23 protein-coding genes are annotated in these 23,024 nt (G+C 36.6%); 7 read left to right on the top strand and 16 right to left on the bottom strand.

Annotated elements, in window-relative coordinates:
* Positions 1-407: 407 nt before the first annotated feature.
* Positions 408-629: a hypothetical protein gene (locus tag ES677_RS12090; RefSeq protein ID WP_148370721.1), complete on the bottom strand. Its 222-nt coding sequence runs from the start codon at positions 627-629 to the stop codon at positions 408-410.
* Positions 630-1,542: 913 nt separating this feature from the next.
* Between ES677_RS12090 and ES677_RS12085 the strand changes: the two genes are divergently transcribed.
* On the top strand, positions 1,543-2,292 hold the full coding sequence (locus ES677_RS12085) for a hypothetical protein (RefSeq protein WP_148370722.1): 750 nt from the start codon (positions 1,543-1,545) through the stop codon (positions 2,290-2,292).
* Between the two features lie 1,241 nt (positions 2,293-3,533).
* Here ES677_RS12085 and ES677_RS12080 read toward each other — a convergent pair.
* From ES677_RS12080 to trmB, 7 genes are all read right to left on the bottom strand, one after another.
* A complete protein-coding gene (locus ES677_RS12080; protein WP_148370723.1) occupies positions 3,534-3,866 on the bottom strand; it encodes a 2Fe-2S iron-sulfur cluster-binding protein in 333 nt (110 codons plus the stop codon).
* A 149-nt stretch (positions 3,867-4,015) separates the two neighbouring features.
* A complete protein-coding gene (locus tag ES677_RS12075; protein ID WP_148370724.1) occupies positions 4,016-5,077 on the bottom strand; it encodes an NAD(P)/FAD-dependent oxidoreductase in 1,062 nt (353 codons plus the stop codon).
* Positions 5,078-5,257: 180 nt separating this feature from the next.
* Complete coding sequence (locus tag ES677_RS12070) at positions 5,258-5,500, bottom strand: NifU family protein (protein WP_148370725.1); 243 nt, start codon at positions 5,498-5,500, stop codon at positions 5,258-5,260.
* Positions 5,501-5,503: 3 nt separating this feature from the next.
* Positions 5,504-6,637, bottom strand: a complete 1,134-nt coding sequence (locus ES677_RS12065; RefSeq protein ID WP_148370726.1) for an Mrp/NBP35 family ATP-binding protein — start codon at positions 6,635-6,637, stop codon at positions 5,504-5,506.
* Between the two features lie 408 nt (positions 6,638-7,045).
* Complete coding sequence (locus ES677_RS12060) at positions 7,046-7,387, bottom strand: MGMT family protein (protein ID WP_148370727.1); 342 nt, start codon at positions 7,385-7,387, stop codon at positions 7,046-7,048.
* The gene (locus ES677_RS12055) at positions 7,387-8,016 is read right to left on the bottom strand and encodes a LysE family transporter (RefSeq protein WP_148370728.1); all 630 of its coding nucleotides are present in this window, start codon (positions 8,014-8,016) and stop codon (positions 7,387-7,389) included. The genes ES677_RS12060 and ES677_RS12055 overlap by 1 nt, the downstream gene beginning before the upstream one ends.
* 2 nt (positions 8,017-8,018) lie before the next feature.
* Entirely contained in the window at positions 8,019-8,693 is a 675-nt protein-coding gene (trmB, locus tag ES677_RS12050; RefSeq protein WP_148381384.1) for a tRNA (guanosine(46)-N7)-methyltransferase TrmB, read from the bottom strand.
* A gap of 204 nt (positions 8,694-8,897) precedes the next feature.
* On the opposite strand from trmB, the gene ES677_RS12045 reads away from it, so the two are divergent.
* Positions 8,898-9,944 (top strand): glycosyltransferase, encoded by a 1,047-nt coding sequence (locus tag ES677_RS12045; RefSeq protein ID WP_148381383.1) that lies wholly within the window; start codon positions 8,898-8,900, stop codon positions 9,942-9,944.
* On the opposite strand, the gene ES677_RS12040 is transcribed toward ES677_RS12045, so the two are convergent.
* A complete protein-coding gene (locus tag ES677_RS12040) occupies positions 9,927-10,970 on the bottom strand; it encodes a sensor histidine kinase (RefSeq protein ID WP_148370731.1) in 1,044 nt (347 codons plus the stop codon). The two genes, ES677_RS12045 and ES677_RS12040, sit on opposite strands and share 18 nt — an antisense overlap.
* Before the next feature lie 5 nt (positions 10,971-10,975).
* A complete protein-coding gene (locus ES677_RS12035) occupies positions 10,976-11,656 on the bottom strand; it encodes a response regulator transcription factor (RefSeq protein WP_148370732.1) in 681 nt (226 codons plus the stop codon).
* Positions 11,657-12,237: 581 nt separating this feature from the next.
* Between ES677_RS12035 and ES677_RS12030 the strand changes: the two genes are divergently transcribed.
* Both ES677_RS12030 and ES677_RS12025 read left to right on the top strand, forming a co-directional pair.
* On the top strand, positions 12,238-12,999 hold the full coding sequence (locus ES677_RS12030; protein WP_148370733.1) for a T9SS type A sorting domain-containing protein: 762 nt from the start codon (positions 12,238-12,240) through the stop codon (positions 12,997-12,999).
* 117 nt (positions 13,000-13,116) lie between these two features.
* Entirely contained in the window at positions 13,117-14,097 is a 981-nt protein-coding gene (locus ES677_RS12025) for a LuxE/PaaK family acyltransferase (RefSeq protein ID WP_148381382.1), read from the top strand.
* Between the two features lie 213 nt (positions 14,098-14,310).
* Here the strand turns inward: ES677_RS12025 and tyrS are convergent, their stop codons facing one another.
* Entirely contained in the window at positions 14,311-15,621 is a 1,311-nt protein-coding gene (tyrS, locus tag ES677_RS12020; protein ID WP_148370735.1) for a tyrosine--tRNA ligase, read from the bottom strand.
* Positions 15,622-15,709: 88 nt separating this feature from the next.
* On the opposite strand from tyrS, the gene ES677_RS12015 reads away from it, so the two are divergent.
* Entirely contained in the window at positions 15,710-16,720 is a 1,011-nt protein-coding gene (locus ES677_RS12015; RefSeq protein ID WP_148381381.1) for an NAD-dependent epimerase/dehydratase family protein, read from the top strand.
* A gap of 8 nt (positions 16,721-16,728) precedes the next feature.
* Here the strand turns inward: ES677_RS12015 and ES677_RS12010 are convergent, their stop codons facing one another.
* The 3 genes from ES677_RS12010 to ES677_RS12000 are packed head-to-tail and all read right to left on the bottom strand — an operon-like array spanning position 16,729 to position 19,284.
* Positions 16,729-17,193 carry a DUF4296 domain-containing protein gene (locus ES677_RS12010; protein ID WP_148381380.1) on the bottom strand — a complete coding sequence of 155 codons (465 nt, stop codon included), beginning with the start codon at positions 17,191-17,193 and terminating at the stop codon, positions 16,729-16,731.
* A 16-nt stretch (positions 17,194-17,209) separates the two neighbouring features.
* Positions 17,210-18,556 (bottom strand): dihydroorotase, encoded by a 1,347-nt coding sequence (locus ES677_RS12005; protein ID WP_148370738.1) that lies wholly within the window; start codon positions 18,554-18,556, stop codon positions 17,210-17,212.
* Positions 18,557-18,561: 5 nt separating this feature from the next.
* On the bottom strand, positions 18,562-19,284 hold the full coding sequence (locus tag ES677_RS12000; protein WP_148370739.1) for a polyprenol monophosphomannose synthase: 723 nt from the start codon (positions 19,282-19,284) through the stop codon (positions 18,562-18,564).
* Between the two features lie 105 nt (positions 19,285-19,389).
* On the opposite strand from ES677_RS12000, the gene ES677_RS11995 reads away from it, so the two are divergent.
* Positions 19,390-20,037, top strand: a complete 648-nt coding sequence (locus ES677_RS11995) for a DUF4271 domain-containing protein (protein ID WP_148370740.1) — start codon at positions 19,390-19,392, stop codon at positions 20,035-20,037.
* Positions 20,038-20,060: 23 nt separating this feature from the next.
* The gene (locus ES677_RS11990; protein ID WP_148370741.1) at positions 20,061-20,807 is read left to right on the top strand and encodes a uroporphyrinogen-III synthase; all 747 of its coding nucleotides are present in this window, start codon (positions 20,061-20,063) and stop codon (positions 20,805-20,807) included.
* Between the two features lie 72 nt (positions 20,808-20,879).
* Here the strand turns inward: ES677_RS11990 and pckA are convergent, their stop codons facing one another.
* Complete coding sequence (pckA, locus tag ES677_RS11985; protein WP_148381379.1) at positions 20,880-22,490, bottom strand: phosphoenolpyruvate carboxykinase (ATP); 1,611 nt, start codon at positions 22,488-22,490, stop codon at positions 20,880-20,882.
* Positions 22,491-22,564: 74 nt separating this feature from the next.
* Positions 22,565-22,948 carry a DUF423 domain-containing protein gene (locus tag ES677_RS11980; RefSeq protein WP_148370743.1) on the bottom strand — a complete coding sequence of 128 codons (384 nt, stop codon included), beginning with the start codon at positions 22,946-22,948 and terminating at the stop codon, positions 22,565-22,567.
* Positions 22,949-23,024 lie beyond the last annotated feature (76 nt).

Here is a 23,024-nt window from a genome sequence, read left to right as displayed (position 1 = left end):
AGCGAGTTCCTAAAATTTAGGGGCAGAATGATAAATTTAGATAGAGGGTCGTAAGCCTAGACTTTTTTGTTTCTTTTTTGGGCAATGCAAAAAAGAAAAAGAATAATAAGCCAGATCAATCTTAAAGTCCCAGCACACACTATTTAAACCAAAATCAAAACCATTATAAAAAGTAAAGAAAATTATCTAATTACGTTCAATTTCCTCCCTTTAGGGTTGGGGTAAAGAAATTGAGATAGGCTCTATTTAAACCAAAATCACGAAGTGAACCACAATCAAAAATCAGTCACTTTTAAAAGCCTATTTCTACCTTGCGAGATATAGAATTCCTCCAATAAAGATGCCACAAACAACCGTTTTATATAATTATGCGAACAAGACCCTCGGAAGGCATATCACCATAAATGTTAAACATACCGCTTTAGACCTGTAGATCCTTTTGAATTTACCATAGCGTCCACCTCATCAAATTCAAAACCCATATAATCGACGAATTCTCTTATAGTAACCAGCTGATGTTTTTCCTTATTTAAAAGTGTTTTTATCTTCTGAATAATCGTCCGCGCATAGCTCGCACTTCTATTCGTAATAATAGCAATCTCCTCTGGTGTTATTGTCAATTTTTTCATAATCTGTTATTATACTTTGTGCTATACGTCTTTGTATAGGCTTTCTCCACTATTTTATTTTTCTAAGTAATTTGTATGTATTTCGTTTATATAAAATTAGAAAAAATAAACGCTATTACAAAACAAACTTATAAACATATTAAACTTCTTTAAACCTTGCTAAACAAAGCATTACAGCCGATTAAACGCAAATAAACAAGTCAAACAACATATATTTATAACTAAATAATGAGTATCATTATTGGATGATACTAAAAATTAATGAATGTTTATAAATGAGAGTTTAAGAATAGCTGCTGAAAACGTCAATTACAAAGTTTGAACCTAAAACATTGCACAAATTTTCTAAACCACCCTACTCTCGCCTCTAGCACCTCAATAATAGGAGTATTTAAATAAAGCCCCTCCGGAAACACTCTAAAAAAACCGGAAACCACCAATATAAGGGAGTTTCCAGAAACGCCCCACAAACCTTAGATCCGCAAGAACCCCTTCATCAAAAGTGAGCCCGCGAAAACTACGCACCACTCTCCACTATGGATACTCCATAGATACCCTATGGATAGTGTATGGATAGTGTATGCAAACCCTAATACCGCAAAAAGGACTCTATAACACAAAAACAGCAGAAACCACCAAATAACAACATTATAACAGCCAGTAGCTAAAATGTCGTAATACCACATGATCTTCGAATATTACCAACTTCCGAAAATTTCAACTATAACAATAAAGAACAACCGTAACACCAGAAAGTAAAATAACCTAAATCACACTCGATTAACTTTGTAAGTGAAAGAGATAGCGAATACTTCCGGGGTATTATTTTAAGTCTGCGCAACTTAAATCGTAAAGCTTTCAAAATTTATTTTTTTTTAATCGAGTCTGATATAGATTCACAACACAAACAAGAATGGCAAAATTAAAAAGCCTCTTAAAAATTGAAGGAACCTTAGATGGTATGACCTTCTACAAAGGAAAAGATGGATATTTAGTACGCACAAAAGGCGGCATAAGTAAATCTAGAATCCAAAACGACCCCGCATTCATTAGAACACGGGAAAACGGGACAGAGTTTGGCCATAGTGCCACTAGCGGAAAACAACTCAGGCATGCATTAACTGGATTATTAGTCGATGTTAAAGACGGAAGAATGACCTCTAGGCTGACGCAGACAATGAGTAGAGTTAAAAATCAAGATTTAATTTCTACGAGAGGAAATCGGAACGTCACGGTAGGTTTAACTACCGACCTAGGCAAAGAAGCTCTAAAAGCTTTCGATTTTAACAACAACGCACAATTAAATGCTGTGCTGTTAGCGGACTTTGATTTTGATACTACTACGGGAGAATTTTCAATTACTGATTTAATTCCAAATCAGCACATTAGTGGCCCAGGAGGAGCTACGCACCTTAGTTTTTTATCGGCAGTTCTAAATTTAGACTTTGAGACAAACACTAAAGAGATCGCCTTGGGGAATACGGTGAATGTTCCTATAAACGGGACTACTGTTAATGTAAACTCCATTCCCACAGCTCTACCTACAGCTGCGGGCGCGGTTTTTTTCTTAGTAAAAATTTCTTTCTTTCAAGAAGTGAACAACATTCAGTACCCCTTGAATAATGGTGCTTATAATGTTCTTAAAATCATTGCTATCGAATAGAATATTACTTTAAGGAATCCAGTAAAGAGAAGACATTATGTCTTCTCTTTTTTGTGTCGTAAATTATAAAAAAGAGTTAAACAATGAATACGCTGTATCACCATCACGTCGTTCCAAATAACACGCCACTCTAAAATTTATGAAGAAGTACGATAAACCCGGAATACCGCAATTAGATATGTTTCTCGATACCATATAAACGTGCCCCACAAACCACTCGAAATGACGGATAGAAAAATTAACGTGATACTTATTTAGCTCAACTTTAATTTATATTGAACACAGACGAAGGGTTTAAGCTATGGATACTATTTAGATTTAGGTATTCAATACTTTTTATTTTCTTGAGGTAAATCAATTTCCGCCCTTTAGGGTTGGGGTAAAGAAATTGAGATAAGCACTACTAGATCATAATTTATCTTTGAAACACAATCAAAAAACTACACACTCCTAGTTTATAACAACATTCCATTTCAAATAAACCTATTAGTCTTTCTAATATTCATTTTTTCCATTGATGAAAAAACGAACCAAAAAAATCTAGGCTGATTTTAGTACGCTTGAAAACTGCGTAAAAGCCTTATCGTGCGGATGGCAACCGCTCCGCTAGGCCATCCTCCACTGCCAGCCGCTGCAGCTTTTACTTGTTTTACTACGCCTACGAAAAGTAGGCCGATTAAGATTTAGGTACAAATTAGATTGTAAAACGTTCTAATTGAATTCAATTCCCTCCCTTTAGGGTTGGGGTAAAGAAATTGAGATAGGTTCTATTTAAACCAAAATCAAAACTAATTATAAAAGTAAAGAAAACCATCTAATTATATTCAAATGCTGACCCCGGCCTATCGCCGATCTATCGTAAAATTTGAAATGAAGGCACCGTAAAATTTTAGGCTGTTTGAGCTATCAAAAATTAGGAATTGATAACAGATCACTCCAGCGAGTTCCTAAAATTTAGGGGCAGAATGATAAATTTAGATAGAGGGTCGTAAGCCTAGACTTTTTTGTTTCTTTTTTGGGCAATGCAAAAAAGAAAAAGAATAATAAATAAAAACACTTTATCGAAACGGTATCAATCTAAAAGCACCCTAAACCGTCAATTCTAAAAAGTAAAGAAAATTATCTAATTATATTCAATTTCCTCCCTTTAGGGTTGGGGTAAAGACATTGAGATAGGCACTACTAAATAACAATCACGAAGTGAACCACAATCAAAAACCAGTCTCTTTCCCATTACAGTTTTAACTCTCTGGAGCAAGCGCAACCTTTAAACCTTCCATTGCTGGTGTCATTTGAATCTGACAGCCTAGACGACTATTCTCTTTAACGTAAAAAGCTTCCGCTAACATAGCATCTTCATCGGCTTGCATTTCTGGAAGCTCCGTATCACTTAGTACATAACATTGGCACGAGGCACACATTGCCATACCGCCGCAAATACCAATCGTACCTTCTGGAGCGAGTTCGTAAGAACGAACCACTTCCATTAAATTCATCGCCATATCTGTAGGCGCTTCAATAGTATGCGAAACCCCTTCTCTATCTATAATTGTAATATTTATGTCTTGTTCCATCTTTAGTGTCTACGACAGTGCAAATCTTATTAAATTTAATAAATAATACCTTCAAATTTTAAGGCTTAAAAGTAGTTGTGTTTTAAGGCCCTCTATGGTTACGCCAGTGTTTGCCCTTAATAGCAGACAACAACGGACGATTACACACTTTACTCTATTTTTTTAATAACGGCTTTCGGCGCTTCTTTACGCGTACCATCAAAACCATCGACACCACTCACCGTGGTGTATTTTAACACATACCGTTTCCCTGGATTGATAATTTGGTAAGCGGCTTGGCACATTAACGTCGCTTCGTGGAAACCACACAAAATTAATTTCAATTTTCCAGGATAGGTGTTTACGTCTCCTATGGCAAAGACTCCCGGAATATTAGTTTGGTAGTCTAACGCGTTATTTACTTTAATAGCATTTTTCTCGATCTCTAATCCCCAGTTTCCTAGTGGTCCTAATTTAGGAGACAGACCAAACAAAGGAATAAAGTGATCGCATTCTACTTCGTATTCTTTATCGATATGTTCTGCTTGCGAGACTACTACTGCTTTTAATTCGTGATGACCGACAAGCCCAACGACTTCGGCAGGTGTTATTAAGTTGATTTTACCGGTATCTTTTAATTCTTGTACTTTATCTACAGAATCTAAAGCACCACGAAATTCATTTCTTCGGTGAATTAAAGTCACTTCTGAAGCGATATCACTTAAATAGATACTCCAATCTAAAGCAGAATCTCCACCTCCAGCAATCACCACTTTTTTACCGCGGTAGAATTCTGGCTCTTTAATGATATACTCCACACCATTATCTTCGAAGCTTTCGAGGTTATGGATAAGGGGCTTTCTAGGCTCGAAACTCCCCAGCCCTCCAGCAATAGCTACAATTGGAGCGTGGTGTTTTGTACCTTTATTTGTAGTAACAATAAAAGTGCCGTCCTCTTGTTTTTCGAGCGTGTCGGCGCGTTCTCCTAAAGTAAAACCAGGTTCGAACTGCTTGCACTGCTCCATAAGATTTTTAGTCAGATCATCGGCTAAAATCTCTGGGAAGCCCGGAATATCGTAAATGGGTTTTTTAGGATATATCTCAGAGCATTGTCCGCCAGGTTGCGGCAAGGCATCTATTAAATGGCACTTTAACTTTAATAATCCCGCTTCGAAAACGGCAAACAATCCTGTTGGTCCTGCACCAATTATTAGTATGTCTGTTTTTATCATATGTGGTATCTATAAATAGAGACTGTCTATTTTTAATCTCTGCTTTGTAAGCGCAAAGTTCTTAATTTATCTTGTGCTATTTGATGACATTTGTCAGTTGCGTGAAGGATTGAAACGGCATCCTTTTTTACGGTTTTGTAAAAAAGATATAGTGTAAAGCCTGACCCTTGCGGTCACGCCCTACTTATCTATATTTATTACCTGCTCGATTTGTGGCACGTATTTTTTAATCGTTATTTCTACACCAGATTTTAAAGTCATTTGGTTCACAGTGCACCCTACGCAAGCGCCTTGTAGCTGCACTTTTACGATCTTGTCATCCTCGATAGAGAGTAACGAAATATCGCCACCATCGCTTTGTAAGAACGGACGGATTTCTTCGAGTGCTTTTTCTACATTAAGTCGGATTTCTTCTGTGGTCATCGTTTATTTTTTAACTGCTGAACAACCAGCCATTGTTGTTATTTTAATTGCTTCGGTAGGTGGCAACTCTGTGTTTCGGTCTACAACTTCCTGCACCACATTCTTGGTAATGCTTTGGAAAGCGGCTTCTAGCGGTGTCCCCGTTTGCATTGCTGCTGGTCTACCCACGTCTCCTGCTTCGCGAATGCTTTGTACTAAAGGCAACTCGCCTAAAAGCGGAACGTCTAGATCTTCGGCGAGGTGCTTGGCACCTTCTTTACCAAAAATATAGTATTTATTGTCTGGTAACTCTGCAGGGGTAAAGTAAGCCATATTTTCTATAATCCCTAAAACAGGTACGTTAATACTCTCTTGTTGGAACATAGCCACTCCTTTTTTAGCATCGGCTAAAGCTACATTTTGAGGGGTACTTACGATAACGGCTCCTGTTATTGGCAACGATTGCATTATACTTAAGTGAATGTCTCCTGTACCTGGTGGTAAATCGATTAATAAAAAATCGAGTTCTCCCCAAGCGGCATCAAAAATCATTTGGTTTATTGCTTTTGAAGCCATTGGCCCACGCCAAACCACTGCTTGATCTGGTTTTGTAAAAAAGCCAATAGAGAGTATTTTTACACCGTGATTTTCTACGGGTTGCATTTTAGATTTCCCATCTACGGTTACCGATAGCGGTCGCTTAGTTTCTACATCGAACATTATTGGCATTGAAGGCCCATAAATATCGGCGTCTAAAATACCGACATTAAAGCCCATTTTAGATAAGGTTACTGCTATATTTGCCGTTACGGTAGATTTCCCTACGCCTCCTTTTCCTGAGGCGATGGCTACAATATTTTTGATGCCAGGAATCGATTTTCCTTTTATTTCGTTGGTTGCTTTTGCAGGAGCATTGACAGTGATATTCACTTTAATTTTCGCTTTGGCGTAAACTAAGTCGTGAATGGTTTTAAGAATTTCTACTTCTGTCTTTTTACGTGCTTGTAATGCAGGGTTAGTGATTGTAATATCTACCACAACCTCATCGGCAAAAGTAACCACGTTTGTTATTGCACCGCTCTCCACCATATTTTGGCCTTCGCCAGGTACAGTTATGGTTTCTAGTGCTTTTAGTATGTCTTGTTTCTTTAGATTCATAGTGCAATTTAGATTTGTTCTAAAGTGCAAATATAATTAATAAAGACCGAAGTAGGAAGCCCTAAGCGCCACAATTTTTTATGGCCTTATAAGCAGAAACTATTACTGAAATAAACGCAGTAATAGCCTATATATAACAGATGAACACGCGACTTACTCTGTGGCTTGTTTTTTGGTGACTAGCAAATGGTTTTTTAGTAGTGAATGGTAAATAGGGAATGGGTGTAATTATGGCAAACGAGAGGTATTGTTGTGTCTTATAACCACTATACTTGACTCAATTTAAATGAAAATGTTGAGCGCATAAACAACAACGCATTGAATACTAAAAATAAATTTAAGAATTAAAACGGTGCCACCCCGCGAACGAAGAACCATTTATTTAAGACCTCATCCCAATTGTTACTCCTAATCTCTAACTCCCAAGGCTTCTGAAGGATCCCAAAACACCGTACCAAAATCCTGAATTTGATTAGCAATAACCGTAATACCTTCATTTTCTAACAACTGCTGCATTAGGTTTGTGCCTTCAAAATGATGCTTGCCCGTAAGCAACCCCTTTCTATTCACCACGCGATGCGCTGGAACCTCTTTACTATGGGAATTTGTCATAGCATAACCAACCATTCGCGCGCTTCTAGCGAGCCCCAAATATCTGGCAATAGCACCATAACTAGTAACTCTACCATAGGGTATTTGCTGAGCAACAGCGTACACATCGTCGTAAAAATGTTGCGTTCTTTTTGCCATTAAAAATCTTTTATAATATTGATTAGCGTTACGATAGAAATAATACCCGTAATCGCACCGATAATGAGATTAATATTTTTTTGAGATTTAATTTTATGGCTATTAATTTTTGTGAAGAAAAAGACGTAGACGTATAACATAATAAAGGTTCCCATTGTAGCTCCTGCAACATACGACCAGATATTAATGGTATCTAGCTGTATTAAAGCTGCTGCTGCTAAGGTGGTCCCCATATACGCTTGATAAGGAATTGGAAATAAATTTAAACCTGATAATAGTATGCCTTGAAAAAAGCGACTCTTTTTACTTTTTACAACGCGTTCTTTATGGGGTTTCGCTTCCTTTTTTGCTAACAACAGAAAGTAAATTGTAATGAGTACAAATATAACAAAGGCCACACGCTGAAGAATATTAACGACATCGGGGTGCTTACTTAAATACTTGGCAAAGGTTAAGGCTACAAAGGTTTGGAAAACAACGACCACACAAACACCACTAGAAAAAACAAGTCCCCGGGTATGCCCCTCTTTTATGCTGATTTTTGCTGCCGTCATATTTAGCAATCCGGGCGGAATAACGCCAATTAAAGCAAATATTAAACCTAAGCAAAACGTAATTGTAATCTCCAAAATTACTTGATTTTAAATCTAATATACGTAATTGGTTTGTTTTGGGCTAAATACTGACCCTCGTAATAGGTTTGAATACTGGTTACTTCCTCCGGGCTTCCTTCTTGCTTGTACACGTCATGATTGGCATACAACACCTCGTGACCTGCACCGTGTAACAACCCTAACGTATAGCCGTGCATAAATTCGCTATCGGTTTTTAGGTTTACCAAACCTTCTAATTTTAATATTTTTTTGTAACGCTCTAAGAATTCGGCGTTAGTCATTCTGTGTTTGGTACGCTTGTATTTTATTTGAGGATCGGGAAAAGTAATCCAAATTTCGTCGACTTCGTTCTCTGCAAACGCATGATCGATTAATTCAATTTGAGTCCGTAAAAAAGCGACATTAGGAATATTTTCTTCAATACCTGTTTTTGCGCCCCTCCAAAAGCGCGCCCCTTTAATATCGACCCCAACAAAGTTTTTATTTGGATATTGTTTGGCCAATGCTACTGAGTACTCTCCTTTACCGCAGCCCAATTCTAAAACTAATGGATTTTCGTTTTTAAAGAAAGTATCACGCCATTTCCCCTTTAAAGCAAACTCTGCGGTAACTAACTCTTCACGCGAGGGCTGAAAAACATTATTAAAAGTTTCATTTTCATTAAAGCGCTTTAGTTTATTTTTACTTCCCACAATTGACGATTTCTAGTATTCTTAAAATTAATTTGGTAAAATTAAGGAAATATCTGCGACCTTTACTATGTTTAGTCTCGATATTAGCAAATTAGCACAAAGCAGTGCCACGCTATCCTTTTTTAATGGTCTCAAAAAAGAATTTTAGTAACACCCCTTTTTAAGCGCAATACGTTGCAATTAAAGGTGATGCCCAAAAGAAATATGAAAAAAAGAATTCTTGTTGCGCCATTAAACTGGGGCTTAGGTCACGCCACACGATGCATACCTATAATTAACGCCTTACTGCACTTGGGCTTTGCACCTATAATTGCCAGCGATGGTAGCGCGTTAGCGTTACTGAAAAAAGAATTCCCAGAATTACCCTTTGAAACCTTACCAGAATACGCTATTACCTACCCCAAAAACAGTGCTTTTTTTAAATGGAAACTCCTTTGTGATGCGCCTTTTATTCTGAAATCTATTAAAAAGGAGCAACGCACGACTGAAGCTTTAGTTTTAAAATACGGGCTTAGCGGTATTATTTCAGACAACCGATTGGGGGTCTATTCTTCTAGCGTACCCTCGGTATATATTACGCATCAATTGGAGGTTTTAAGCGGAAACACCACGTTTTTTAGTTCTAAAATTCATCAGCATTTTATAAACCGTTTTGCCGAATGTTGGATACCTGATTTTGAAACCGAACCCCATTTAAGTGGCGCTATGGGGCATCCTAGTGCTATAGACTTACCCTTAAAATACATTGGCCCCTTAAGTCGATTACAAAAACAAGCGCTCCCCAAACGCTATGCTGTTATGATAGTGTTATCGGGCCCAGAGCCCCAACGTCAGTATTTGGAGTCGGAGTTGGTTGCGGCATTTAAAACGTGTGAAAAACCCATTTTAATAGTAAAGGGTGTTATCGCACCACAACAAACCGTAACGCAAAAGGGTTTGTTTACGAGTTATAATTTTATGCAAACTGACGCGTTAGAAAACGCCATAAATAGTAGTGACATAATAGTCTCGCGCTCAGGATACACCACCATAATGGATCTCGCTAAACTAAATAAAAAGGCCTTTTTTATACCCACTCCCGGACAGTTCGAACAGGAATATCTTGCCGAGAGATTGGAGGCCTTAAAAATCGCGCCTTTTTGTAAACAAGGAGCGTTTAAAGCCGCATTATTAGACACCTTAAAGAACTACAGTGGCTTCCAAAATGAAATACCTCCTACCGATTTCGAGTCCCTATTTCGACTTTTCTAACGTAAAGGAGAACTCACTCCCGACACCAAACTCACTGTCGATAAAGATTTTCTCGTCGTGCGCTTCGATAATATGTTTTACAATAGCCAAACCTAAACCAGAACCGCCTTCTTTTCGTGAACCACTTTTATCGACACGATAAAAACGCTCGAATAATCGTGGGATATTAGCTTTTATTATGCCTTCACCATTATCGGTTACGCGAATGATTACCTTGTTTTTAATCAGGTTTTCGATACTGACTTCGGTGGTTCCTTTTTCGCGTCCGTACTTAATAGAATTTACAATTAAATTGGAGACGACTTGTTGTACCCGCTCTTTATCGGCTATTACCAGAATGGGTTCTTTGTACTCTCGGTCGAAGGTTATTGTAATTTTCTTTTTAGCACATTTCATTTCGAACATTTCAAAAACGTCTGCTAATAATGCCACAATATCAAACTCTTCAATATCTAAGCGTAAATCGCCAACTTCGAGTTTGGTAATCATATCTAAATCTTTAACGATGTAAATAAGACGCTCAACGCCTTTATTGGCACGATCTAAATATTTATCTCTTATTTTTTTGTCATTTACAGCGCCGTCTAGAAGTGTTAGAAGATAGCTTTGCACCGTAAATAATGGTGTTTTTAATTCATGAGAGACGTTGCCTAGAAACTCTTTTCGGTATTCTTCTCTTACTTTTAAAGTTTCAATTTCTATTTTTTTATCGCGCGCATACTTATCAATGCCCTCCGTTAAGGTGGCCATATCTGTGGTGACCAGCTTTCGCCGAAATGTGGCAGACTCTAAAAGCGTTAAATCGTCATAGATTTTTTTTACCCGACGGTAAATAAACTTTTGCACTCGGTATTGTATAATAGAGAAAGAGACGCTATACGTAAACACAGAAAACACCAATAATGGAAGAATTTTTAAGGTGTAAAAAATACCTAACAAAATCGCTAAAACACCCGTTAAAACACCCGTAATAAATAGAGCTGTTTTAAAAGCGAACCTGTATGTTTTTTTAAGTTGTGCCGACATACTTTTTAATCTACAAACTTGTAACCAACACCTTTAACGGTCTTAAAGCAATCGTCACCTATTTTCTCTCGCAGTTTACGAATATGAACATCGATAGTTCTACCGCCAACCACCACCTCGTTACCCCAAACACTATCTAATATATCTTCACGTTTAAAGACTTTTCCAGGTTTTGAAGCCAATAGCGACAATAATTCGAATTCTTTTCGTGGTAAAATGAGTTCTTCTCCATCTTTAACCACTTTATACTCCTCTCTATTTATAACTAAATCGCCAACGGTAACATTTCCAATGGCTTCTTCCGTTTTAAGGCGTCTTAATAGCGCCTTGACTTTACTAACCAAAAGTTTTGGTTTTATAGGCTTTGTAATGTAATCGTCTGCACCCGCATCGAACCCGGCGACTTGAGAATAATCTTCACCACGAGCCGTTAAAAAGGTTATGATTGTCTGTTTTAACTCTGGCACTTTTCGGATTGCCTCGCACGCTTCAATACCATCCATTTCTGGCATCATCACATCCAAAACTATAAGATGCGGCTTTTCCTTCTTCGCTTTTTTAATGCCCTCTACTCCGTTTTTAGCGGTAAACACTTGATACCCTTCGCTACTTAAATTATAACTGATAATTTCTAATATATCAGGCTCGTCGTCTACAAGTAGAATTTTAATGTCTTTTTTATTCATTATGAATAATGATTTTCTATTTAATTTAACGTAAAGATAAAATTAATACGGCACGCACCATTTATATAAAAATTATTAACCTTAACATAACACTAAGTCAACACGTTACTCATTGATAACGAATATATTGCATCTAAAACCTTCAAAACGCTCCATTTTTTAAAGCCTGATATTAACTTAAGGTTAAAAACCCCTTATTATTTCAGTGACAGACTTTTATACTATAAAATTATTGCTATATTTGATATATAAATAATATTAGTAAGATGAAAAAATGTCGGTTTTTGTTTTAATACTCTTAATCCCCTTAGAGCATTTGGGCCAAAGTTTGGCGGAAGTTAGTCGCTTTGATAATTAAGAAACAACCACGAGAGAGCAAGGATCTACGCTTTACGCACAAGGTATTGCGTTAGGCGTGACGCTGTAGATTTTACTAGTTCTTGAAGTCGTATCGGAGACAAAAACGCTATGAGATTAGCTAGTAATTCACAGTATTTCAAACTAATTATTAAAAATATCATTAAAATAAATACGCTATTTAATTTATTTATAAATTTCCAAATTAATTAAACCATTACATTATGAAAAAAATCTACGCTTTACTTTATTTCTTCTCTTTGTTTGCTAGTAGCCTGCTGGCACAGGGTACAGAAACATTTTCTAACCTCGGATTATCGGGGTCAAATTACGCTACAGGATCATACACCGGAGACAATGGTGTTACATGGAATTATATTGAATGCCGCGATGAAAACGGTGACGCGAATGGAGCTGGAATTGATGGAAGCGCTATAATGCTGCGTAGAAGCTCTGATAACAGCGCTATATCTGCACAATCTGGAGCAAACGGTGTTGGGGAAATTTCTATGAAACTCTACAAAGGGTTTACCGGAGATGGACCGAGAAGCGTAGAATTGTTTGTGAATGGTGTTTCTAGAGGAACCTCTACAGGTTTTGACGACACTAGCGAACACATTTTTACAGTAACCGCTATTAATGAACCTGGAGAGGTATTAATTGCGCTTAAAAACGCTACTGGTAAACAAATAATTGTCGATGATTTTGTTTGGACTGCTACAGGAGTAACACTGTCTAAAGAGCGTTTTAAGAAAGCAGATGCGTTTTCTATCTATCCAAACCCAACCAATACAGGGTTTGTAACTATTACAAATAAAAATAATAGCCCGGTAATTGTTTCGGTATTCGACGTTTTAGGAAAACAGGTTATTTCTACCACAGTAAATAACAAGCGATTAAATATCGCGAGCTTAAATGCTGGCGTATACGTTATGCAATTAAACCAAAGTGGCGTCCTTACTACCAAAAAGTTGGTGATTAAATAAGCACTTTTAAAAGTACAGTTCTTAAAAGAGCGTTATCTTATGGTAGCGCTCTTTTATATTTTATATACTTTTGTTTACTGAAAAACATGTCGTTTAAAAGTTTATATATTCTGTAAAATGCGTACACCTCATTCTATTTTTAACATCAAATCTTCCGAAGAATTTGAAGCTCTAGCACTTCAGGTTTTTAATTTTCAATTTAAGAACAATACCGTGTACCGCTCTTTTTGCGACTTAATAAACACGCATCCCAGCGATGTAAAGCACAGTACCGAAATCCCTTTTTTACCTATACAGTTTTTTAAATCTCATACAGTGGTTAGCACCACTAATGCAACAGAAAAGATTTTTACCAGTAGCGGCACCACAGGCGCAGTAACGAGCAAACATTATGTTAGTGATTTATCGATCTACGAAGAAAGCTTCAATAAAGGATTTGAGGTCTTTTACGGGCCTATCGAAGATTATGTCGTCCTTGCCTTGCTGCCCAGTTATTTGGAGCGCGATGGCTCGTCTTTAATTTATATGGCCGATGCGATGATTAAAACATCGAAGCATAAGGAAAGCGGGTTTTATCTACATAATTTATCGGAATTAAAAAACACCCTTATTGATTTAGAGCAACAAGGCAAGCCCATTATTTTACTCGGTGTCTCTTTCGCTTTATTAGATTTAATTGAAATGCATCAGTTTCACTTAAAAAACACGATTATTATGGAAACTGGTGGAATGAAGGGTCGCAGAAAGGAATTAATCCGTGAGGAGCTTCATTCTATCTTAAAAACGGGTTTTGGAGTTAATGAAATACATAGTGAATACGGTATGACCGAACTTTTAAGTCAGGCCTATTCTAAAGGACACGGTGTTTTTGGTTGTCCGCCATGGATGCGTATTTATACCCGAGAACCAGAAGACGCGCTACATATTCAGCATCAAGGAAAAACGGGAGGGATTAACGTTATTGATTTAGCGAATATTAATTCGTGCGCCTTTATTGCGACTCAAGATTTAGGTAGAACATACCCCGATAATACCTTCGAAATTATTGGTCGTTTTGATAGTAGCGATATTAGGGGCTGTAATTTAATGGTGTTGTAAAGCAGATTTACAGAAGAGTCTAGTATAAAATAGTTCAAACCTAAACAGATGATTTGTAAGGTTTAAAAGTATTCTACGACCACTGTATAAGTAGGATAAGATTAATTACTTGAACACAAATTAGTTTTTAGTTGGTTAACTAATTTAAGAAGCCTGATTGTTTAGTTACAATCAGGCTTCTTTATGGGTAAGCTATAAAATGGCTGTTAAAACTTAAACAAACTTTATAATGTAGGTGTTCTTTTTTCCTTTGTTTAAGACCACATATTTATCATTAATTAAATCTTCAGTCGTAATTTTATAATCTGCCGTCACCTTATTTTTATTCACGGCCACGGCATTTTCTTTTAACGCACGACGGGCTTCACTATTACTCGCTAGAAAATTAGTTTTATCGGCAAGTGCTGCTATCATATCGAGGCCTTCTTTTAATACTGACGTGCTAATTTCTGCTTGAGGTACGCCTTCAAAAACATCCAAAAACAAACTTTCATTTAACGTTCTAATATCGGCGTTAAAAGTTTTACTAAATAAAATACCCGATGCTTTTACAGCATTTTCAAAGTCGTCTTTAGAATGCACAAAAGTGGTTACCTCTTCAGCTAGACGCTTTTGTAGCAATCGTAAATGCGGCGCTTCTTTATGCTCTAAAATTAAAGCTTCAATTGTTTCTTTGCTTAAAAACGTAAATATTTTAATGTATTTCTCGGCATCTTCATCGGTGGTATTTAACCAGAACTGGTAAAACTTATAAACCGACGTTTTATCGGTATCTAACCAAACGTTACCGCCTTCACTTTTACCAAATTTAGACCCATCGGCCTTCGTAATTAACGGGCACGTCATCGCGTAGGCTTTAGCGTCCTCTTGGCCGACATTCATACGTCTTACCAATTCGGTACCTGTGGTGATATTTCCCCATTGGTCACTTCCTCCCATTTGCAATTTACAATTAAGCGCTTTGTGTAAATGGTAAAAATCGTACCCTTGAATTAATTGGTAGGTAAATTCTGTAAACGACATTCCGATGCTACCTTCTTCTCCTGTTAACCGCTTTTTTACAGAATCTTTAGACATCATATAATTAACAGTAATACGTTTCCCGACATCTCTAGCAAAATCTATAAAAGAAAAGTCTTTCATCCAGTCGTAATTATTAACCAGAAGTGGAGCATTTTTTTCGGTAGAATTAAAATCTAAAAAACGAGATAGCACACTTTTAATTCCTGCTACGTTATGTGCTAGCGTATCTTCGTCTAGCAAATTCCGCTCGTCACTTTTTCCCGACGGATCGCCAATCATTCCTGTAGCACCACCGATTAAAGCGACAGGTTTATGCCCCGCTTTTTCTAAATGCACCAATAAAACAATAGGCACTAAACTACCAATATGTAAAGAATCAGAAGTAGGATCGAAGCCAATATAGGCCGACGTCATCTCTTTATCCAGTTGCTCTTCGGTTCCCGGCATGATATCGTGTACCATTCCTCGCCATCGTAATTCTTCTACAAATGTATTAGCCATTTTTTTAAACTTTAGTATTAAGTGAAGCAAAGATAAAAATCAATGTATAAATAGGTAGCAATATTGAATAATTCTTTACATTAGTCCTATGATTTTAGTTACTGGAGGAACAGGTTTAGTTGGTGCACATTTACTTTTTACATTGGTGAATAGCAAAAAAAAAGTACGTGCTATTTATAGAAATGAAAAAAAGTTTGACCACGTAAAGCGGATTTTCTCTTACTACACCGCTACACCAGAAGACTTTTTTAATAGAATTGAATGGGTTGAAGCCGATTTGAATGACATCCCAAGTTTAACTCATGCGTTCGACGGTATTACACACGTTTACCATTGTGCCGCTTTGGTATCGTTCGAGCCTGATAAGTTCGACCTCTTGCAGAAAACGAATATTGAAGGCACGGCAAATATTGTCAATTTTTGTATTTCTAATGGTATTAAAAAACTGTGTTATGTTAGCTCAGTGGCTACGATTGGCGAACCTAAAAAAGGACAACCAGCTACCGAAAAAACCGAATGGAACCCCGAAAGTGACAATAGCGTTTACGCGCTTACCAAATATGGCGCCGAACTAGAAGTTTGGCGCGGTACACAAGAAGGCTTAGACGCGGTTATTATAAACCCCGGAGTGATTATTGGCCCAGGTATTTGGCACTACGGTAGCGGTTCGATTATAAAAACAGTCGCTAAAGGCCTCCCTTATTATACGTCAGGAAGTATGGGATATGTTGGCATAAACGATGTGGTTACAAGTATGATTACGGCAATGGAAAGCACTATTATCAACGCGCGTTTTATTTGTGTAGCAGAAAGCTGGAGCTATAAAAAATTCTTAACTACAACAGCGCTATTATTAGGGGTTAAGCCCCCAAATAAAGAAGCTAAACCTTGGCTTTTACAATTAGGATGGCGACTGGATTGGTTGCGGCATGCTCTTACCGGAAAGCGCAGAAAATTAACTGGCCACTTAGTAGCCTCGTTACAATCGCAATCACTTTACGACAACACCAAAATAAAAGAGACTCTATCTATTACGTTTACTTCCCTACAAACCCAATTAGAAACCACTTGTTCTCAGTATATAAAAGACAACACGTAACTAAATAATTAATTCGGGGAAATAAAACCTTTGGTAACAGCCAGCGAATCCTTAACAGGTGAACGGTCTTTTTTAAGTTTACTCCGTTTTAGAGAATCTAAGTTGCTCTTCTCTTCTTTTTCGCGTTCTTGTATGGCTTGAAAAAACTCCTTTTTTTTGTTTAAAGTATCTTTTACACGTGTGTAAATACGATTATAAGTCTCAATATCGAACGCGTAATACACATTACTTGCGGCAAAACTTAAACTGTCGATATTGTTTCTTTTATAAATGTATTGGTCTGGAACGATGCCATTCTCTTCAATTCTTTTTTTGTTCACTCCTTTTGCAGACGACAAAATAGCCATATCAGAAATAACTGCTACCATTTGATCTTCAGACAACAAATTAGTTGGCTTTTCAGGACGCTCTACATCATAGCAGCCACTTAAGACAAAGAGCGCGAGTACACATAAAAAAAAATGAGTTTTCATAAGTTTTGCTGCTTTTCTATCTGTTAAAAGTGAGTTGTTTAGCAAATTTAGTATCGTAAAATTTAAAGTTTTTATAAGCTAATCCGCCATTTACGAACGTATGTGTTATTCTAGATTTAAAAGTCGTACCCTCAAAAGGAGACCAGCCACACTTGTAAAGGATATTGTCTTTTTTAACGGTCCACGGACTGTTTAAATCTACAATTACTAAGTCGGCATAATACCCCTCTTTAATATATCCGCGTTTTTCAACTTGGAATAAAATCGCAGGATTATGACTCGTTTTTTCAACTATTTTTTCGATTGAAATTTTATCTCGGTGGTATAACTCCAACAATGCAGGCATAGCGTGCTGCACTAATGGACCGCCAGAAGGCGCTTTAGTATACACGTTTTGTTTTTCTTCTAAAGTGTGTGGCGCGTGATCGGTTGCAATAATATCGATTCTATCGTCTAGTAATGCTTTTAGCAATTGATCTCTATCTTTTTCAGATTTCACCGCAGGGTTCCATTTTATAAAGGACCCCTTATTATCGTAATCTTTATCGCTAAACCATAAGTGATGAATGCACACTTCGGCAGTGATTTTCTTGTCTTTTAATGGTAATTTGTTAGAAAACAACTTGGTCTCTTTTCCTGTAGACACGTGAAAAACGTGTAAACGGGCACCTGTTTTTTTAGCTAACTCGATAGCTTTAGATGACGAAATATAACACGCTTCTTCACTTCTAATAATAGGGTGAAAATGCATCGGGATATCATCACCGTATCGCTCTGTATAAACTTCTAGATTCTTTTTAATCGTGGCTTCATCTTCGCAGTGTACAGAAATTAATAAATCGGTACTTGAAAAAATAGCCTCTAAAACCTCAGGATTATCGACCAACATATTGCCTGTAGACGACCCTAAAAATAATTTCAAACCCGCTACCTGCTTCGGGTCTACCTTTTTAATTTCTTCAAGATTGTCGTTGGTGCCTCCAAACATAAAAGAATAGTTTGCCGACGATGTTTTTTTTGCAATTGCAAATTTATCGTTTAACTTGTCGATAGTTGTTGTTTGCGGTACGGTATTTGGCATCTCGATAAAAGAAGTAATTCCACCAGCAATAGCTGCTCGAGATTCAGTTTCTATATTTCCTTTGTGCGTTAACCCAGGCTCTCTAAAATGAACTTGGTCGTCTATCATTCCTGGCAAAACGTGTCGCCCTTCGGCATCAAAAATAAGAACATCACCATTTTTGGGACTTATAGATTCCGCTATTTTTGTAATAAACTCACCTTCAATTAAGATATCTCTCGTCTCGATTGTGCCTTCATTTACAACTTTTGCATTTTTAATAAGTGTAACTCTTTCGTTCATTTTTTTTATTTTTTAAAAAAACTTTTCAATTTCATTGTCAAAACTCCAAAGATAGCTTCAGAAATAATATTAGTACTCAATTTAGACTCTCCTCTAGCACGATCTGTAAAAATAACCGGCACTTCCACGATATTAAAACCTTTTAAATAGGCCTTAAACTTCATTTCAATCTGAAAAGCATAGCCTACAAATTTGATATCGTTTAGATCTAATGTTTCCAAAACAGCGCGTTTATAACATATAAACCCTGCTGTAGTATCTTTAATAGTCATTCCGGTAATTAACCGCACGTACACCGAAGCACCGTACGACATCAAGATACGACCTAGAGGCCAATTTACAACATTTACGCCTTTAACGTAACGCGAACCAATACTTAAATCTGCTTGACCGCGGTGGCAAGCGGTATACAATTTGATTAGATCTTTAGGATCGTGAGAAAAATCGGCATCCATTTCAAAAACATAGGCATATTCTCGCTCTAAACACCACTTAAAGCCGTGAATGTAAGCCGTGCCTAAACCAGATTTTTCTTTTCGGGTTTCTAAGAATAACCGATCGCCGTACTTTTTTTGAAGCTCTTGAACCTTAAGACCTGTTAAATCTGGAGAATTATCGTCTACTATTAAAATGTCGAATGCCTTATCTTCTGAAAATATTGCCGTTATTATGGCTTCAATATTTTCAATCTCATTATAAGTGGGAATAATGACAATAGCATCTTTCATTAATAGTCTTCGTTTTGGCAAATGTAGTATTTTGAAATTTATTTATTTTTAAATATTTATTAATATTAGCGATTACCCTATAAATAATTATAATAATTTTACGGCATGTTAAGAGAACTTGTTTCAAACGAAATTTTTACGATTCTATTGGTCATTAGTTTACTACTAATTGCAAGCGCTAGAATCGCTTACCCTAAACGATTTAACGATTTTGCATTTATACTTGTAAACTATAAATACTCGAATGCCTATATTAAAAATCAAAAATTTATTAGTGGTTTCGAATCTATTTTATTCGCGAACCTTGTCGTGCAACTTACCGTGCTTTTTGTCATTTTTTACAATGTAAAGGAAAGTATTAATTTAACGACTTTAGAGATTTACTACACTATAGGTTTCGGTATCACTTTATTTTTACTCATTAAAACACTTGTACAACGCTTAATTAGTAGTGTTTTAAATATTGATTTTATTGTTAGCGATTATTTATTCTTAAAAATAAACTTTAAAAATTTCGTGGGCTTACTACTTATTCCTATTAATTTCATTCTCATTTTTAGTTTAGATCCGCATTTAAATCACTTATATATCATTGGTTCTATCTTGTTTTTCGTGCATATTATAGGGTTATCTTATTTTTTTAAAACGCATCTATTCGCGATTAAAAATAACTTGTTTTATTTTATTTTGTACCTTTGCACTCTTGAAATTTCACCATATGTCGTTTTGTATAAATTAATTACAACTACATAGAAACTAAAAAAAGCTATTATATTATGAAAGTGAAAACGATTTTAATATCACAACCAGAACCGAAAATGGAAAACTCGCCTTACTTTGAGCTCTCTGAAAAGCAAAAAGTTAAGATTGATTTTAGATCTTTCATCCACGTGGAAGGAGTTCCTTCAAAAGAAATAAGGCAACAAAAAATAGATTTAACTAAGTTTACTGCTATTATCTTAACGAGTAGAAATGCCATTGATCACTTTTTTAGAATAGCGGAAGAAATGCGTTTTAAGGTACCAGATACGATGAAATATTTTTGCCAGTCGGAAGCTGTTGCTTTTTACTTACAAAAATATGTCGTGTATAGAAAACGTAAAATCTATGTTGGTAAACGTACTTTTTCTGAATTATCGCCATTGCTTAAAAAAAACAAAGATGAAATATTCTTGCTACCAACCACTGATAAATTAAAACCTGAAGTTCCTGAAACGTTAAACGAACTAGGGGTTAATTGGAAAGAGGCTGTTTTTTATAAAACGGTAATTAGCGATTTATCTGATTTAGCAAATGTATCTTACGATATATTAGTCTTCTTTAGCCCTTCTGGAATAGACTCATTATTTCAAAACTTTCCTGACTTTAAACAAAACGATACGCGAATTGCCGTGTTTGGAAACACAACGATTAAAGCTGTTGAAGAGCGCGGTTTAAGAGTTGATATTTCGGCACCAACACCAGAAACACCATCGATGACTATGGCTTTAAAAAAGTACATAGACAACGCTAACAAAAAGTAAAAGGATTTAATTTTTTACCATAAAAAAAAGCGACCATACGGTCGCTTTTTTTATATTCTAAACTCTTTTTAGTTACACCACTTTTGGTGCTCCTGCAAGAATTTCTGCATTTGCATTTTCTTCAAACTTCTTAAAGTTTTCATTAAATGACATCGCTAATTTATTAGCTGTTTTGTAATAACCTTCATCGTTATTCCAAGTTTGTTTTGGGCTTAACACTTCTGAAGGAACGTTGGGACACGTTTTAGGTTGTTGTACACCAAAAACAGAATGGGTATGGTAATCTCCTTTATTTGCTTCTTCTAAAGAACCATTCATTGCCGCTGTTATCATGGCACGTGTGTATTTTAATTTCATACGCGTACCCACACCGTAAGGACCACCGGTCCATCCGGTATTAATTAACCACACAGTCACTCCCGTTTCTTTCATCTTAGCACTAAGCATTTCTGCGTACTTCGTTGGGTGTAACGGCATAAATGGCGCTCCAAAACACGCTGAAAAGCTAGGTAATGGTTCATTAATTCCAGTTTCTGTTCCTGCTACTTTTGCCGTATAACCAGAAATAAAATGGTAGGCTGCTTGACCAGGTGTTAATTTTGAAATTGGAGGCAATACACCAAAAGCATCAGCCGTTAGAAAAAAGATGTTTTTAGGATTTCCTCCTATAGAAGGCACCTTGATATTTTCGATATGATCAATAGGGTAACTCACTCTTGTATTTTGAGTAATAGAGGTATCGGCAAAATCAACCTCGCCTTTATCATTCATAATCACATTTTCCAGAATAGCACCTTTTTTAATCGCTCCGAAAATTTCTGGCTCTTGCTCTTGAGATAAGTTAATTACTTTTGCGTAACAACCACCTTCAAAGTTAAAGACAGTGTTTTCGCTTGTCCAACCGTGCTCGTCATCACCAATTAAACTGCGGTCTGGATCTGTAGATAACGTTGTTTTTCCTGTTCCTGATAAACCAAAGAAAATAGCCGTATCCCCGTCTTTACCCACGTTTGCACTACAGTGCATAGGTAGCGTGTTTTTATAGACTGGTAAAATAAAGTTTAACGCCGAGAAAATACCTTTTTTGATTTCACCCGTATAACCGGTTCCACCAATTAAAGCTATTTTTTTCGTAAAGTTTAAAATTACGAAGTTATGCTGACGTGTTCCGTCTTTATCTGGAACAGCCATAAAACCTGGCGCGTTAACGATTGTCCATTCTGGCGAAAAGTCTTCTAACTCTTCGGCGCTAGGACGTATAAACATGTTGTTCGCAAACATATTACTCCAAGCATGCTCGGTAATAACACGAATGTTTAAACGGTATGCATCGTCTGCACAGGCAATACTATCTCTTACAAAAACCTCTTTTCCCGATAGATAATCTGCAACTTTATCGTATAATTTGTCGAACTTATCGGCATCGAATGGTTGGTTAATATTACCCCACCAAACGCGGTCTTTAGTCACATCATCTTTAACAATAAATCTGTCTTGAGGCGATCGCCCAGTAAATTCGCCTGTATTAACAGCCAACGCACCCGAAGCGGACTCCACACCTTGACCCTTTTCGAGGGTAATAGCGTGTAAATCGTCTGATGAGAGTTGGTATTTTACTTTAGCGTTCTTAATTCCGTATGTTTCCAACGAAATCGTATTTGTAGATTGTGTATGGTTTACCATAATTTGTGTATGTTGTTTTAAGGTACAAAATTAATCAATATTCTAAATATAGTAGTGGAAATAAAAAAATAATTCTATTTAATTCTTATAAAGCTAATAAGCATCACTATCCACGCCGAAATTAGCAATAATCCGCCAATAGGCGTTATTAAAGCAATAGATTTAAAATTAAATGCTGTTAGCGTATCGGTCGCTAAGCCATAAATAGACCCAGAGAACAAGAACACCCCTAAAAGCACTAAATAAAACACCGCTTTTTTTGTGCCCTTCGGAAGTGTTCTAGACCCCCCAACGAAAAGCAAAAGAAAAGCGTGATACATTTGATAACGAACGCCGGTCTCAAAAGATTGTATGGCTTCGAAAGAAATTAAAGGTTTTAATCCGTGAGCCGCGAAAGCACCTACAATAACGGCGATTAAACCTAATACTGAAGCACCTATAAAAAGTTTTCTATTCATAAAAATATATTGTTTGAGTTTTTATAACACCAACATTTCGTTACATTCGTCTTTTAAATTAACACAAAACTACTCA

Source organism: Bizionia gelidisalsuginis (assembly GCF_008086185.1).
In the GTDB taxonomy this organism is placed as follows: Bacteria; Bacteroidota; Bacteroidia; order Flavobacteriales; family Flavobacteriaceae; genus Bizionia; species Bizionia saleffrena.
The sequence above is the reverse complement of the archived record's forward strand: the minus strand, read 5'-3'. Positions and strand labels throughout refer to the sequence as shown.

Coding starts and splice junctions, on each gene's coding strand:
- ES677_RS12090 (WP_148370721.1), bottom strand. CDS start 629: ATGAAAAAATTGACAATAACACCAGAGGAGATTGCTATTATTACGAAT.
- ES677_RS12085 (WP_148370722.1), top strand. CDS start 1,543: ATGGCAAAATTAAAAAGCCTCTTAAAAATTGAAGGAACCTTAGATGGT.
- ES677_RS12080 (WP_148370723.1), bottom strand. CDS start 3,866: ATGGAACAAGACATAAATATTACAATTATAGATAGAGAAGGGGTTTCG.
- ES677_RS12075 (WP_148370724.1), bottom strand. CDS start 5,077: ATGATAAAAACAGACATACTAATAATTGGTGCAGGACCAACAGGATTG.
- ES677_RS12070 (WP_148370725.1), bottom strand. CDS start 5,500: ATGACCACAGAAGAAATCCGACTTAATGTAGAAAAAGCACTCGAAGAA.
- ES677_RS12065 (WP_148370726.1), bottom strand. CDS start 6,637: ATGAATCTAAAGAAACAAGACATACTAAAAGCACTAGAAACCATAACT.
- ES677_RS12060 (WP_148370727.1), bottom strand. CDS start 7,387: ATGGCAAAAAGAACGCAACATTTTTACGACGATGTGTACGCTGTTGCT.
- ES677_RS12045 (WP_148381383.1), top strand. CDS start 8,898: ATGAAAAAAAGAATTCTTGTTGCGCCATTAAACTGGGGCTTAGGTCAC.
- ES677_RS12040 (WP_148370731.1), bottom strand. CDS start 10,970: ATGTCGGCACAACTTAAAAAAACATACAGGTTCGCTTTTAAAACAGCT.
- ES677_RS12035 (WP_148370732.1), bottom strand. CDS start 11,656: ATGAATAAAAAAGACATTAAAATTCTACTTGTAGACGACGAGCCTGAT.
- ES677_RS12030 (WP_148370733.1), top strand. CDS start 12,238: ATGAAAAAAATCTACGCTTTACTTTATTTCTTCTCTTTGTTTGCTAGT.
- ES677_RS12025 (WP_148381382.1), top strand. CDS start 13,117: ATGCGTACACCTCATTCTATTTTTAACATCAAATCTTCCGAAGAATTT.
- tyrS (WP_148370735.1), bottom strand. CDS start 15,621: ATGGCTAATACATTTGTAGAAGAATTACGATGGCGAGGAATGGTACAC.
- ES677_RS12015 (WP_148381381.1), top strand. CDS start 15,710: ATGATTTTAGTTACTGGAGGAACAGGTTTAGTTGGTGCACATTTACTT.
- ES677_RS12010 (WP_148381380.1), bottom strand. CDS start 17,193: ATGAAAACTCATTTTTTTTTATGTGTACTCGCGCTCTTTGTCTTAAGT.
- ES677_RS12005 (WP_148370738.1), bottom strand. CDS start 18,556: ATGAACGAAAGAGTTACACTTATTAAAAATGCAAAAGTTGTAAATGAA.
- ES677_RS12000 (WP_148370739.1), bottom strand. CDS start 19,284: ATGAAAGATGCTATTGTCATTATTCCCACTTATAATGAGATTGAAAAT.
- ES677_RS11995 (WP_148370740.1), top strand. CDS start 19,390: ATGTTAAGAGAACTTGTTTCAAACGAAATTTTTACGATTCTATTGGTC.
- ES677_RS11990 (WP_148370741.1), top strand. CDS start 20,061: ATGAAAGTGAAAACGATTTTAATATCACAACCAGAACCGAAAATGGAA.
- pckA (WP_148381379.1), bottom strand. CDS start 22,490: ATGGTAAACCATACACAATCTACAAATACGATTTCGTTGGAAACATAC.
- ES677_RS11980 (WP_148370743.1), bottom strand. CDS start 22,948: ATGAATAGAAAACTTTTTATAGGTGCTTCAGTATTAGGTTTAATCGCC.